General features: G+C 37.0%; 10 protein-coding genes. 7 read left to right on the top strand and 3 right to left on the bottom strand.

Going from position 1 to position 15437, the window contains the following annotated elements; all coding sequences use genetic code 11:
* Positions 1-41: 41 nt before the first annotated feature.
* Positions 42-1172: a type IX secretion system outer membrane channel protein PorV gene (gene porV / locus BXY58_RS05250; RefSeq protein WP_120212773.1), complete on the top strand. Its 1131-nt coding sequence runs from the start codon at positions 42-44 to the stop codon at positions 1170-1172.
* Positions 1173-1245: 73 nt separating this feature from the next.
* Entirely contained in the window at positions 1246-3504 is a 2259-nt protein-coding gene (locus tag BXY58_RS05245; protein WP_120212772.1) for an FUSC family protein, read from the top strand.
* Between the two features lie 50 nt (positions 3505-3554).
* Here BXY58_RS05245 and BXY58_RS05240 read toward each other — a convergent pair whose 3' ends face one another.
* The 3 genes from BXY58_RS05240 to BXY58_RS05230 all read right to left on the bottom strand — a co-directional run bounded on the left by BXY58_RS05240 (position 3555) and on the right by BXY58_RS05230 (position 7293).
* Positions 3555-4844, bottom strand: coding sequence for a T9SS type A sorting domain-containing protein (locus BXY58_RS05240; RefSeq protein ID WP_120212771.1), 1290 nt, complete (start codon positions 4842-4844; stop codon positions 3555-3557).
* Positions 4845-4990: 146 nt separating this feature from the next.
* Positions 4991-6565, bottom strand: coding sequence for a hypothetical protein (locus tag BXY58_RS05235; protein WP_147366810.1), 1575 nt, complete (start codon positions 6563-6565; stop codon positions 4991-4993).
* A gap of 116 nt (positions 6566-6681) precedes the next feature.
* Complete coding sequence (locus BXY58_RS05230; protein WP_120212769.1) at positions 6682-7293, bottom strand: 4'-phosphopantetheinyl transferase family protein; 612 nt, start codon at positions 7291-7293, stop codon at positions 6682-6684.
* A 143-nt stretch (positions 7294-7436) separates the two neighbouring features.
* On the opposite strand from BXY58_RS05230, the gene BXY58_RS05225 reads away from it, so the two are divergent.
* From BXY58_RS05225 to BXY58_RS05205, 5 genes are all read left to right on the top strand, one after another.
* The gene (locus BXY58_RS05225) at positions 7437-7814 is read left to right on the top strand and encodes a hypothetical protein (protein WP_120212768.1); all 378 of its coding nucleotides are present in this window, start codon (positions 7437-7439) and stop codon (positions 7812-7814) included.
* Between the two features lie 235 nt (positions 7815-8049).
* Positions 8050-9135: an efflux RND transporter periplasmic adaptor subunit gene (locus tag BXY58_RS05220; RefSeq protein ID WP_120212767.1), complete on the top strand. Its 1086-nt coding sequence runs from the start codon at positions 8050-8052 to the stop codon at positions 9133-9135.
* Positions 9136-9237: 102 nt separating this feature from the next.
* On the top strand, positions 9238-12429 hold the full coding sequence (locus tag BXY58_RS05215) for an efflux RND transporter permease subunit (RefSeq protein ID WP_120212766.1): 3192 nt from the start codon (positions 9238-9240) through the stop codon (positions 12427-12429).
* Positions 12407-13852, top strand: a complete 1446-nt coding sequence (locus BXY58_RS05210; protein WP_120212765.1) for a TolC family protein — start codon at positions 12407-12409, stop codon at positions 13850-13852. The genes BXY58_RS05215 and BXY58_RS05210 overlap by 23 nt, the downstream gene beginning before the upstream one ends.
* Positions 13853-14006: 154 nt before the next feature.
* Entirely contained in the window at positions 14007-15437 is a 1431-nt protein-coding gene (locus BXY58_RS05205) for a helix-turn-helix domain-containing protein (protein WP_170144196.1), read from the top strand.

The raw sequence follows: 15437 nt of genomic DNA, 5'->3' as shown, positions 1-15437 counted from the left end.
AAATTAATATATTGGTAAACTTTTACCTTAAAAGAAAAACAATGAATTTAACAAAAAGATTATTTTTAGGATTAGGAATCGGTGTGAGTGCCTTTGCCTTTTCTCAAAGCAATGTTCAGCCTGTATTGACAGGCGCTCCATTCTTGAGAATATCTCCGGATGCAAGAGCAGGTGGTATGGGAGATCAGGGTGTTGTGACGTCTACAGATGTTTTCTCACAGTTTTGGAATGCTGCAAAATATCCTTTCGCAAAAGTTTCTTCGGGTGTAGGCGTTAACTACACACCATATATGAGCAAGCTTACAAGTGATGTATTTTTACTCTACGGATCTTTCTATACTTTCTTAGGAGACGAGGAACGTTCTACTTTGAGTGCGAGTATCTATTATTTCAATATGGGTGATGTTGACTTGACAGATTTTGTAGGTAATGAAGTCATCCAGGGTGGAACTGCAAAACCAAACGAATTCTCAATCGACCTTGCTTATGGTTTGAAATTAACGGACAACTACTCTATGGCTGTTACCGGTAGATTCATCAGATCAGACATTGGCGGTGGCTTCAACTCCAATAGCACATTGAAAGCGGCGAACACCTTCGCAGTAGATGTTTCCGGATATTATATGTCGCCGAAGCACGAGAGTATCAGTGGATACGAAGGTCGTGTAAAAGCGGGGTGGGCTGTTCAGAATCTTGGTCCTAGGCTAGACTATACAGGTGATGAAGAATCAAGATCTTATCTTCCTACGATGGCGAGACTAGGTTTGGGTTACGATTTATTAATTGATGATCAGAACCGTTTCAGTCTGAGTGGTGAAGCTTCAAAGATTTTAGTTCCTGGACCGGATGATACAGGTAACGTTCCAAACGTTGGTGTAATGGAAGGAATCGGGAAATCATTCAGTAATAAGAAAAGTATCATGTTCAGTGGAGCTGCGGAGTATTCTTATGATGAGACTTTTGCTTTGAGAGCAGGTTATTTTACAGAAGCACCGGAACAAGGTGCTAGACAATATGCAACCGTTGGTGTTGGATTCAAATATGCTTCTTTTGGCTTGGATCTTTCTTATCTGATCAACACATCTAAAATTAATTCTGCTTTGGATAACACCTTAAGATTTGGATTAACCTGGAATATTGGTAGCGAAACCTACAATGCACAAGATTATTAATATTTTATTTATTAACTATAATTTTAAAATGCCTCTATTCCAAAAGAGGCATTTTTATTTTTAAATTTGTAGTATGAACTACCGCGCCGAGCTCAAAAAATTCCTGACCAGCCAATACATCTACTCCGGAGTACGGATTGCTCTCGCGATTGTGATTCCCAGCATCATACTGGCACAGTTGGGCTTACTAAAGGAATTTTTTCTCTTCCCGCTCGGAACCAGTTTCGTAGGTCTAACTGATCAGCAAGGTCCGTTTATTAGACGGCGTAATACATTGATCATTTCTGTCTTCACGTTTTCCTTCGTGGCGCTTATTGCCAGTATGCTAAAAGATTTCCCAGTGGCTGTCTATCTGGAAATTATCATTTTTGGCTTTTTCTTTTCGATGGTCGGTGTTTACGGACAGCGATTGGCTGTTTTTGGAAGTATTGCATTGGTTGTCTTAAGTATCTTTATCGATGGACATCTCACTGGCGACAATATCTTCAAGGGTTCATTCATATTCTTTCTGGGTTGTCTTTGGTTTTTCATTGTGTTTATGATTGTCACCAGGCTCCAGCCTTATAAGCTGGCAAGTCAGGTGGTAGGTGAAAATTACATTGAATTGGCTGATTATCTCAGAATCAAAGCTAAATATTATGGCAAAAATCCGGATTTTGACGCCCTTCTCAATCAGCTGATTACGCAACAGGTCAAGATCAAAAACCATCAGGAAGACACCCGCGAAATTGTTTTCCGTACAAGGCAGATCGTCAACGAGTCCACAACGCAGAGCCGGATTCTGATGCTGATGTTTCTTAATTCCATCGATCTTTACGATAAATTGCTGACCTCCGAAAATGATTACAAACGGATGCATGAAGTCTTTGGCGAAACGGCCTTACTCAGAAACATCCACAATTACCTGATGAGAATGGCAGACGAAATTACCAATCTTGGCATTGCACTGCAAGGTGGTTTGGATTTCAAACCGTTAATCCATTTTGATGAAGAACTTAAGAATCTTTATGACGATTTTTTTGAACTCAGGGCTGAGATGTTTTCTCCGGAAAGGTTGGAAGATTTTATGATGATGCGCCAGGTACTGATGAGAATCACCGAAATCACGGACGAGGTGACAACCATTTTCAAAGTTAATGCGCAGGATGTGAAATTAGCCAAAAGTCTTTCCACAGGCTTGGATTATACCAAATTCTTACCAAAAGAGGAAAAACTAAACCACAAAGTGCTGATGTCTAATTTCTCTCTCAATTCAGGGCATTTCCGGCATGCCGTCCGCGTTACCATTGCTTTACTGATCGGTTATATCGTTTCAAGATTTGCAATCTTGGGAATCGGACATTCGTATTGGATTCTTATTACGATTATTGCTATCCTAAAACCGGCCTACTCCACAACCAAACACCGGAATCTATTGAGACTCTACGGAACTGTAGCCGGCGCCATTATCGCATATATTCTATTGCATTTCATCAGCGAGCCAACGGCGCTTCTGGTAATTTTGCTGGCCAGTATGATTATGTGTTTTAGCTTGTTGAAGTTCCATTATTCCTGGGCAGTTCTTTTTATGACGGTTTACATTTTCTTATCTTTCAATTTTTTGAATCCGGGTAATGTCAATCTTATCTTCAAGGACAGACTTCTTGACACGATTATTGGCGGAGCTGTGACGTTGCTGGTAGCTTATTTTATTCTTCCGGTTTGGGAACATACCCAGAATCTGGCACTGATGAAAAAATCCTCTAAAAGCAACCTTGACTATTTCAGATTGGTGATGAATCATTTTCTGAAAAAGGACGAAGTGGACGATCAGGACTTCAGGCTCAAAAGAAAAAATGCCATTATCGACCTTGCCAATCTTTCGGATAATTTTCAACGGATGATTTCTGATCCCAAAAATCAGCAAAGAAAGCTGGAAACGGTTCATCAGTTCGTTACCACCACGCATCTGATTACGGCTTATACCGCATCCTTATCACAGTATGCGAAGTCTGACCATCAGTTTCCGGAAATTGACTTTGAGAATTGGAAAATCAAGATTTCTGCCGAGATGCTGAGAACATCTTCCCTGCTCTACCAGAAGGATCTGGACGAACAGATCAAAACCGAAAGCCACATCAAGCCGGAAGATCACGTTTTGGATCTCTTGGAAAAAAGACGAGCAGAAATTGAACAACAGGAAATCTCCAACGAAAGAAAACCCTTCACCGTGAGCCACCTGACAGAAATTAAAAACATCAAGGAACTACTGGAACTGATCTATGACGTAGCCAAAGATCAGCGGAAAATCATCGAAGAATATTTGATTCATCAGGCCAAAACAAATGCTTAAAAAAGCAACTTGTCATTTCAAGTTGCTTTGTGATATTAGTAAAAACATTTTTATTTTTTTATGATCTTGAAGGTCTGCAGAATTCCATTCTCTAATTTTATATTGACCAAATAGATTCCTGAAGCCAGTGCTGAAACGTCCATCTGATGACTTTTTGGTTGAATCGAGCTTAATAATGTTTGTCCGGTCAAACTTAGTATTGATATTTCCTTGATTTGTTTTTTAGAAGAAACATTCAAAGTATGGTGTACAGGATTAGGATAAAGACTGATAGATTCTGTTTCTATATCATCAACACCTAATTTGCTACAATCGGAAATAAAGGACCAATTGCCCTCCAATCCTGGATCTTCTTCCCAAGTTGTTGTAATCCAAGATTCTTTATTGTCCAAGCTTTGGAAAGTAGGATTCGTCGCCCATCCTTGGATGCGCTGAAAATTGGTTATAAAAATGTTTTGCCCCGTTTTGGACCAGACTTGTAATGTGAGCCAATATCTTGTATTTTCATCTTTATTAACGGGGATTTCCAAACCACTATCAGGAATTGTCAGGCTAGCCCAAAAGGTTGGATAAATTACAAAATCCTCACTATGTCTAGTGACTTCTGTAGGAACAAGATTTTCATAAGACGCAATCACATCTCCTGGAGAGTTGTTGTTATCTTTTCGAACTTCAATAGAGAATTTTTCAAAATCATCGTTTTCTGCCAATGGCAACAACAGAAATTTCAAAGATTTCAGCTTAAAGGCTTCCGAATCTTTAGGTACAAAAAAATCATCTGCTGTCAAGTATCCAGTATCTCCACTTACAGAACAAGCTGCCCAAAATGGACCTTGGTAATCCTGGTTACAGCCATAAGCTGGTTCCGCAGGAATATCGCCACATCTAATGTATTTTTTAACCAAATCATTATTGGTACCACATTGGTCATCTGCATGTACATAGTATCTTACAACTTCATCTTTGGTAGCCGTCCATTTGATTGTATCATACCCCGATGCATATACCGTTGTTCCTTCTTCATCTGAAATAGTAATGTAGGACGTTTTAGTAGTTGTATTTTCTGAATAAATAATAAACGTATATTCAACCCCGGCAGTAACATTTACATTAGAGTAAGATCCATACATAACCGCTGTATGGATCTGCTCATTTCTCCCTTGGCAACTTGGAGTGAAGAGTTCCTCAGGAAAATAATATCCGGCAGCTAAGCAACCAGCTCCATCAGTTTTAGATTTAGCAATTTGGTTATACGAGATTCGGCTTTCGAAGTTTTTTGATTGTTGCGAGTAGCTCAATTGATAAATAAATACCAATAATAAAAAAACAATTTTTTTCATGTCATAATAAATTTTGTTGATTGGTAACAAATGTTGAAAAAAACAATAATGTCTCCAAATATTTGGATACACTATAAATGCTCAACGATTATTTTGAGATACTCATTCAACACTCACCCAAACGTAAAAACCTATTTATCAAAATATTACAAATCAGACAAATACTTATTTAAATCAGTTTTACTGTTGGTTAATCCTAATTTTTTTCTAAGACGTGTGCGGATATTTTCTACGGATCTAAGTGAGGATTTGGTAATATTCATAATCTCTTTTGTGGAGAGATTGAGTTTTATCAACGCACAAATCCGCTTATCCATTAGGCTCAGATCCGGATGTTTAGCATTGAGTTTTTCATAAAAAGATTCGTAAACATTAGAAAACCGAAGTTCAAACTCTTCCCAGTTATTGTGAACCAAATTATGATTCATCATATTAATTACAAGATTAACAGATTGTTTCACGTTGCTTTCTCCTGCGGTCGATTGGATTTTTTTAAGATCGTCTACCAAAACATGAAACAACTCTTTCTGTTCCGCTTCCTTGATCGTTTTGATTGTAAGTTCCTTATTCCGTTTTTCCAATTCTTGTTTCAATTGGATTTCTTTGTATTCCTTCAGCTCATGTTCTAGTTTGATTTTCAATAACCGACTTTTGTAACGAATCATGAAAATCGATAAAATCAACAGCAGAATAACCAGAATGCAAATGGTAAGAATCAGCGTGAATTTTTTTTGATTATAATCCAGTTTTTGTTGTTGCGATTTGATTTTGCTGGCATATTCCAGCTTCGTTTTTTCTACATTAACCGCTTTTTCCTCGATTTTGAGACTATCACGCACACTATCATAAGATGAAAAATATTTAGCTGAGTTTTCGTAATCTTTTTTTAGCAGGTAAGCTTTATACAATGCTTCTAACACGTTTTTCTGTGCAAAGGTGTTTGTTGTAGACTCATATTTTTCGGCTTCGTGCGCGTAGAAAACAGCTTGATTAGCATCGCCAATTTTCCGATAAAAATGGGATGAAACAAGATATATCCAACTTTTTGTTGAGTCATCTGTGGTTTTGTTTATAGATGATCTTGCCTTGTCTAGAAAAATTTTGGCTTTTTCATAATCTTGCAGATGGATATAAGCTTCTCCGATATTGGTATTGAGTATGATCAGCAGTTTTTCATCTGGCTTTTTTTTGAGATACGCAGCGGCTTCCTGGTAATATTTCAAAGCCAATTTCGGAGTGCCATATTGGAAATTCAATCGACCAATATTGATTTTGGTTTGCGCCATGTAATAATAATCTTTCACACTATTATAGTGTTTCCAAAGCTTATTAAAATATAGTAAAGCCAAATTTTTGTCATTGAGTCTGGCGTACAAAATCGCCAATTTGGTCTCCAATTTATACCTCCTCGGTTCTGACGAATTTTTGTAAAAATCATATTCTTTTAGAAGCGCATTGGCAAAAAGATCTACTGCATCTACAGCCGAATAAATCTCTGCCGTTTGTCTGTAATATTTAACCCAAGCTGTATCTGTATTGATTTTTTTTGTAGATTCCTCGGCAACACCAATATAATAATTCATTCGTTCCACATCTTCGAATTTTATTTTCGAAGCTATTTTCAAACTCAAATCAACTGTTTGTTGCTTACTTTTGCTCAAAACCAAACTATCTAATAATCTGGAAATATTCTTTTGAGCAACGAAAAAAAATGGAAACAAAAAAAATAATATAAGCAGACTCTTTCTCGGGACTATCATTCTCATTAATATAATTAGAACATAAAAATACACCAAATTACCGCAGTAATTTTCACAATCTGAACCCTAATTCATAATCAATCCACAATGGCTAAACAGTAATCCTCGAAAAAAGAAACTCTTGCCTTGAAGAAATCTTCATTTTCGATGTCATAAACTCTGCTTTTCGCCGTGAATGCTTCCTTCAGTTCAAAAGGCAAAACATCGTAATGCTTTTTCAGTGACCAGTGTTTACTGTGATGGATTTTGTAAAGCGCTTCTTTCACGCACCAGATCGCAGTCAGGTAATCCACTTCCTCATTATTGTCGATAAAAAGATCCTCATGAAGAATGAATTTGTGGCGGATTTTTTTAATTTTCTCCTTGCGTTTTTCCAGGTCGATTCCAACCTTTTTTTTAGAAATTGCCAAAGCGACCAATGGATAAGAATGACTGATGGAAATATGGAAATCCTGTGGAAAAAGATAAGGCTCCCCATTCTCTCTATACAGGATTTTGTGGTTGGGCAGAACGGTTTTCAATAATTTCCTCACCATAAGAACTTCGGCAATTTTATTGGGATGATAACCGAGAATCTTATGTTGGTTTTCCGGTTCCAACAATTCATTAGAATCAAGTACCTCGTTCTCATCATATTCCCACATCAGAACTTTTGCAACATCATCGGAAAGGTCTTTATAAAAAGGCATTAATAATTATTTTGAGTCCTTAAAATTAATAAAAAAACATAAGCAGGAAATTACAAACCTGATTTCCAGAACTTAAAAATGCCTTAAAAATGATGCTTTAAGATTATTTTAACACTTATCCGATGTAAATTTGCAGTATCAAAATGAGAAATGTAATTGTATATATTCTAATGTTTATCTTTCTGCTTTTTACAGCAGAGAATAAGCAGACGCTTGATTTCCAGCCAGATTTTGGGAATCAGAATATATCTCTGCACATACTATCGTTTGCTAAAAAACATCACCTCAACCATTCTCTAGAAAAAGCATCTTTGCAGCAAATGAGTGACTCTCTGGACTCTCCCGAGGAAATGACTCTTAATTTTTCCGATGTTCTCAATTTTATAGCAATTGCTGCAACTTTCGGGATTGGTTATCTTCTACACCTATATTTTAGACGCAGAAACTTAAAATTCTACGAGGCGAAAGGGATTTTTCCGTCCGTTAAAAGGTTCATCTTACTGCGCACAATCCGTATTTAAACTTCGATTTTTCAACAACTGCATTACCCTTATTCCAAAGTGGTAACAATCACCGTTGCTTGAAATTCCCAAACTCAACATTCTGAGTAATCATTAGTTATAATTTAATTCTAGAATTCAATTTCCAGAGCTTATCTTCTAATAGTTATTCATCCTATACTCTATAAAAAAATAAAATTTATTGAAAATGAAACCGACAACGTTGGTAAATCGCTTTACAAAAACATCAAAAATTATGAAAAACAAAATTGTTATCAGTCTTCTTCTCAGTAGCTTTTTGCTGGCGTTCAGCTGCAAAGACAAAAAGGAAGAAAAGGAAGAAGCTGTTATCTATCCCACCACTTCACCGGTAAAAATGGATACGGTCATTACTAAAGAATTTGTATCCCAGATACGCTCTCAAAAAAATATCGAAATCCGTGCACAGGAAAAAGGATTTCTGGAAAAAGTCTTTGTAGACGAAGGTCAGCACGTGCAGGCCGGACAGGTTTTGTTCCGAATTATGCCTCAACTTTATCAGGCTGATGTTCTAAAAGCTAAAGCTGAAGTGGCACAAGCAGAAATTGAATTACAAAACTCTAGCACATTAGCCAATAACAATGTTGTTTCCATTAATGAAAAAAGAATGGCTAAAGCTAAATTAGACGCAGCAAAAGCTGAATTGAACTTAGCTCAAACGCATTTATCTTTCACTACAATCAAAGCACCTTTTTCCGGAATTATTGATCGCCTTCCTCTTAAATTAGGAAGTTTAGTAGATGAAGGCGACCTATTGACAAGTCTTTCTGATAATGGAGGAATCTATGCTTACTTCAACGTTTCCGAACCGGAATATCTTAACTATCAGATGCATTCAGCAGAACGTGGCAATAATCTCGTTTCCTTGGTAATGGCCAACGGCGAAACCTTTCCGGACAAAGGAATCATTGAAACCATTGAAGGTGAATTCGACAACGAAACGGGAAACATCGCTTTCCGAGCAAAATTCCCGAATTCAAACCAATTATTGAGAAATGGAGAAACTGGAAAAATCCAAATGACCCTTCCGCTTAAAAATGCCTTGATTATTCCTCAAAAAGCAACTTACGAAATCCAGGATCAGAAATATGTTTTTGTAGTTGGAAAAGATGGGGTTGCCAGATCAAAAAATATCAAGGTTGCTTACGAACTTCCTGATATCTATGTTGTTTCTGAAGGACTTAATCCTGATGACAAAATCTTGTTAGAAGGGGTACAAAAAGTAAAAGACGACCAGAAAGTGGAGACCAAATTCCAAGACCCGAAAAAAGTCCTGAGCTCATTAAAATTACAAGCAAACTAAAACTTAAGGATTAATTGTTAGTGGTTAATTATCAATCTGTTTGTGAAAATATACTATGTTTTCATTAATCATTAACAATTCATAATTAATAATTAAAAAATTATGTTTAAGAAATTCATTCGCAGACCTGTTCTGTCGATCGTGATCTCCTTGATCATCGTATTTATGGGAGTCTTGTCTTTGGTAAAACTTCCTATCACGCAATTCCCTTCTATTTCTCCACCAAAAGTGAACATCACTGCGGAATATCCAGGAGCTAATAACGAGTTGCTAATTAAATCTGTTGTAATTCCGTTGGAACGCGGACTAAATGGTGTTCCGGGAATGAAATATTTGACTTCCGACGCCGGAAACGACGGTGAATGTTCGATCCAAATCGTTTTTGATTTGGGAACTGACCCGAATGTTGCTGCTGTTAACGTTCAAAACCGTGTGTCGTCTGTTGTTAACAAATTACCTCCGTTGGTAGTTCGTGAAGGTGTGAAAATCACGCGTGAAGAACCGAATATGCTAATGTATATCAACCTTTACAGTGATGACCCGAAAGCGGACCAAAAATTCCTTTTCAACTATGCGGATATCAACGTAATGTCGGAATTGAGAAGGGTTAGCGGTGTTGGTTTTGCCGACATCTTAGGTACTCGTGAATATGCAATGCGTATTTGGTTAAAGCCTGATAGAATGACAGCTTACGGAATTTCAGCTGACGAAGTGATGGAATCTTTGAATGCGCAAAGTTTGGAAGCTTCTCCAGGAAAAACGGGAGAAAGTTCAGGAAAACGTTCTCAGTCATTTGAATATATTTTGAAATATCCAGGTCGTTTCAATAACGAAAAAGACTATGGCAATATCATTCTGAAAGCTAAAACAGATGGCGAATTTGTAAGACTGAAAGATGTTGCTGATATAGAATTCGGTTCATCAATGTATGACATCTACTCTACTTTGAATGGAAAACCATCAGCCGCAATCACATTGAAACAATCTTACGGTTCTAATGCAAGTGACGTAATCAAGAATGTAAAAGTGTTGATGTCTGATTTGCAGAAAACCTTCCCAAAAGGAATGCATTACGAAATCAGTTATGACGTTTCCAGATTCCTGGATGCATCGATTGAGAAAGTAGTTCATACATTATTCGAAGCGTTTATATTAGTAGCAATCGTGGTTTTCTTATTCTTGGGAGATTGGCGTTCTACCTTGATTCCAACAATTGCAGTTCCGGTTTCTTTGGTAGGAACATTTGCAGTAATGTCCGCCTTCGGAATTACTTTGAACTTGATTTCACTCTTTGCCTTGGTAATGGCAATTGGGATTGTCGTTGATGATGCGATTGTAGTGATAGAAGCCGTCCACGCCAAGATGGAAGAAAAACATCTGTCGCCACTCAAGGCAACGGAAGAAGCAATGCACGAAATTAGTGGGGCAATTATCGCAATCACTTTAGTAATGGCTTCGGTTTTCATTCCGGTTGCTTTTATGTCCGGTCCGGTTGGGGTTTTCTATCGTCAGTTTTCGATTACGATGGTTTCATCCATTATTTTATCCGGAGTTGTCGCTTTGACATTGACACCTGCTTTGTGTGCATTAATCCTGAAAAACAACCACGGAAAAGAAAAAAAGAAAACTCCGGTTACAAGATTTTTGGATGGTTTTAATAACTTATTTACAGTTGGAGCAGGAAAATACCACAACTTATTAACTAAAGTTGTTACGAGAAAAATGGTAACACTTCCGTTATTAGTTCTTTTCTGTATCGGAACATTTTTCTTGAGTAACAAATTACCTTCCGGATTTATTCCAAGTGAAGACCAAGGGATGATTTATGCAATTATCCAAACGCCTCCGGGTTCAACTTTAGAAAGAACCAATCAGATTGCATTACAACTTCAAAAAGCGTCTGAAGATATTGATGGGGTTTCGTCTGTTTCATCTTTGGCAGGTTATGAGATTCTGACTGAGGGTACAGGTTCTAACTCTGGAACTTGTTTGATTAACCTTAAAAATTGGGACGAAAGAAAAGAATCAGCCACGGAAATCATTGAACAATTAGAACAAAAAGCCAAGGAAATACCTGGAGCAAACATCGAATTCTTCCAACCACCTTCAATTCCCGGTTATGGAGCTGCAGGAGGGTTTGAATTAAGACTTCTTGACAAAGCTGGAAGTGGTGATTATCACAAGATGGAACAAGTCAGCAATGATTTTGTGAAAGAATTGAAAAAACGTCCGGAATTGGGTTCTGCTTTCACATTCTATTCTTCGAGTTTCCCTCAGTATATGTTGAAAGTGGATAACGATTTAGCAGAACAAAAAGGTGTGACAATAGAGAAAGCAATGGACAACCTTTCTACTTTGATTGGTTCCAATTACGAAACAAGTTTCATCCGATTCGACAGACCTTATAAGGTGATTGTTCAGGCCGGTCCCCAATATCGTGCTTTGCCAAGTGATTTATTGAAGCTTTACGTGAAAAATGATAAAGACCAAATGGTTCCTTATTCAGATTTTATGCATCTTGAAAAAGTGTATGGATTGTCAGAAATCACAAGACATAATATGTACAACTCTTCCGAAGTGAGCGGAACACCGGCTCCCGGATATAGTTCAGGAGACGCCATTAAAGCCATTCAGGAAGTTGCTGATAAAACTTTGCCTAGAGGTTTCGGAATCGACTGGGCAGGGATTTCTAAAGACGAAGTTTCCAGAGGTAATGAAGCAATTTACATTTTCTTGGTTTGTCTTGGCTTCGTTTATCTGATTCTTTCTGCACAATACGAAAGTTTCATCTTGCCGCTTCCAATTATTTTGTCTTTACCAACAGGGATTTTCGGAGCATTTTTATGTTTAACACTTTTCGGATTAGAAAATAATATCTATGCACAGGTGGCAATGGTAATGCTCATAGGATTACTCGGAAAGAACGCTGTATTGATTGTCGAATTTGCAGTTCAGAAAAAAGCAGAAGAAGGACTTTCTACAAAAGAAGCGGCGTTACAAGGAGCATCTTTAAGATTCCGTCCGATTTTGATGACCTCGTTCGCATTCATCGCCGGATTGATTCCTTTGGCTTTGGCAACAGGACCTGGAGCCGTTGGTAACAGAACCATCGGAACCGCAGCTGCAGGAGGAATGCTCATCGGAACTATTTTCGGATTAATGATAATTCCAGGATTGTATTACATTTTTGCCAACATTGCAGCTAAGTCCAAACTGACTTACTATGAAGAAGAAAATCCTTTAACTGAACAAACTGAACCTTACCAACACGATGGAAAATTTGAAGATAAATAAAAATATAATAGCTGGAGCATTCATTTCATTAGCATTGATTGGATGTAAAGCACCAATGGCGACCAAAATTCAGGATAGAGTAAAAGAAACAATCCCTCAGAACTTTGAAAACCAAGCCGTTTCCGAAAACAACTCGGGAATTACACCCTGGAAACAATTTTTTACAGATCCGAATCTTGTGAATCTGATTGATGAAGCTTTGAAAAACAATCAGGAATTAATGATTACGCTTCAGCAAATCGAAATTGCGAAAAGCGATGTTATGTACAAGAACGGAAAGCTAAGTCCGACGGTTGCAGCAAGATTAGGAGCCGGAATAGAAAAAGTTGGCCGCTACACAAGCACAGGAGCTGGTGATGCTTCAACTGATATAACCGATGGAAAAGAAGTTCCTGAAAACCTGACCAATTTTGAAGGCGGATTAGTTGCCAACTGGGAAGTTGATATCTGGCATAAATTGAGAACCGAAAAACAGGCTGCTGTTGCGCATTATCTGTCAACGGTCGAAGGAAAGAATTTTGTTCTTTCAAGTTTGATTGCAGAAGTGGCTGATAATTATTACGAATTATTGTCGCTGGACAATCAACTGGATATCATCCATCAGTATATGGATTTGCAGAAAAAAGCGCTTGAAGTTGCCAAAATCCAAAAACAGGCAATGGCTGCAACGGAATTGGCCGTTAAAAAATTCGAAGCTGAACTGGCAAAATCCAATGCGACAGAATACGACTTGAAACAGCAAATCACGGAAAAGGAAAACCAAATCAATGCTTTGCTTGGTCGTTATCCGCAACCGATTGTGAGAACCAAAGAAAGCTTTATGTCGATTGTTCCGCAAACGGTTTACACAGGGATTCCGTCTCAGTTATTAGCAAATCGTCCAGATATTAAGCAAGCTGAATTGGAATTACAATCTGCCAAATTGGATGTAGAAGCAGCAAGAAAAGAATTCTATCCAAGCTTGGAAATCAACGCTGCTCTTGGTTTAGAAGCTTTCAAGCCCAATTATCTTGTGAAAATGCCGGAATCAATTGCATACAGCCTAGTTGGAGAACTGGCTGGTCCGCTGATTAACAAAAGTGCTATTCAAGCGCAGTTCAAATCAGCTGATGCGAAACAAATCCAGGCTTTGTACGAATATGACAAAACCATTTTGAGCGCTTATCTTGATATTACCAATCAAATGTCGGCAATCAAAAACCTTGACCAATATTACGAAATGAAATCGCAGGAAGTCCAGGCACTTGACCAGGGAATCGATATTGCCAATCAGCTATTCAGAAATATGAGAGCCGATTATCTCGAAGTTCTGATGAATCAGCGTGATGCATTGGACGCAAAAATGGAACTCATCGAAGCTAAAGAAAGACAGCTAAGCACAGTTGTCAACATCTACAAAAGCTTAGGTGGCGGCTGGAAATAAACATTCATTATTCTCTCTATACGCGATGCTCTCGGATTTTTTTTCGGGAGCATTTTTTTTGCGACATATTCAATATTGGAAATGAAAAAGATATTTTTTTGAAAAAATATTTACATAAATTTACTGGTTTATAAGCAATCAGACCTATTTCGTTTTGAAATTAATTTTAGCAATTTTTCTCGCATTCGGTACAATCATCAAAGCACAAAATAGCCGAGATGCGGAAACTTTGTTCTTAGAATGCAAGGATTTACTTTATAAAAAACCTTCGGAATCTGCTGTTATTTCAGAATTTCTTTCCAAAAACAGTTCGGATGATAATGATAAAATAAAAGCGCTTTTACTTCTTGCCGAAAGTTATCTATTAAGAGGCGATTACAATTCTGCGAGTGAAAAATTATTTCAATGTCTGGAACTTTCAAAAAAATCCAGTCGTCCGGAAAATGAATTTCAAATCAACTTTCTACTGGCAAGACTTTGTGATGAATTGGGAATTGATTTTTCTCAATTATATCTTATCAAAGATGAAAAGGAAATCACTCAGAATTATTATGAAAAAGCGATAAAATCTTATTCAAATTCTAATTGGAATCAGACTATTAAGAATTTAAAGTTATTCGAAAAGCAAAAAAATAAATCTTTTCCGGAGCTTAGCAATTTCTATTACGCGCTTTCCTATTCTAATCTTGGAAAGTTGGATTCAGCACAATATTTCTCACATAAAATTCAGAATGACACACCTTATTATTTTTATGCAAAGGCTAAAATTCCATCTTCAGGAAAAGAATTTGATAAGAATATTGATTATCTCGAACTTTTAAAACCAATTGAAAAGAAAGCTCAGGATATTTGGTTGCGAGAAGAGATTTATCAATTGGCAATCAACAATTACGAATCCAAAGACCAGGAAAAATATCGGGAATTCTGTCAACTTCAAACCGCTTTGCAGGATTCTTTGAAGTCTGTAAAAGAAAATGCCAGAATTTTTTTTCTTACCAAAATCAGTCAGAAACAGGATGAAATTTTAGAATCCAAATCTGAACAGCAGAAAAGAATTATTTATTTTATTTCGATTGCGATTTTACTTGTATTGATTATTGGTTATTTCATCAATCGGAAATTAAATCAAAAACAAAACGAGTACGAAAAAGCAATAAAAGAAGCGGAAGAAAGAGAAAAATTCATTGCGGAAAACAAAGCGCAGGAAAGTGCCGGAAAAATTGTAATTCCTGATAAAACCATTAGTTTTTTGCTGGAAAAACTGGAAAAATTCGAGTCAAACAATGACTATCTTGACCCAGCGATTTCACTCAATCTTTTGGCTGAAAATCTAAATACAAATACTAAATATCTATCCGAAATCATCAATACTTATAAGAATAAAAATTTCCACACTTATATCAATGAATTGAGAATCAATTATATCATCAATCAACTAAGAAATAATCCTGTCTATTTAAAATATAAAGTTAGTCATCTGGCTGAAGAAGCTGGATTTTCTTCACATAGTTTGTTTTCTACTGTATTCAAACAGGTTACGGGACATTCGCCTGCCTCATTTATCAAAACCATTAAAAGTGAATAA

Source organism: Epilithonimonas arachidiradicis (assembly GCF_003610695.1).
GTDB classification, from domain to species: Bacteria; Bacteroidota; Bacteroidia; order Flavobacteriales; family Weeksellaceae; genus Epilithonimonas; species Epilithonimonas arachidiradicis.
The sequence above is the reverse complement of the archived record's forward strand: the minus strand, read 5'-3'. Positions and strand labels throughout refer to the sequence as shown.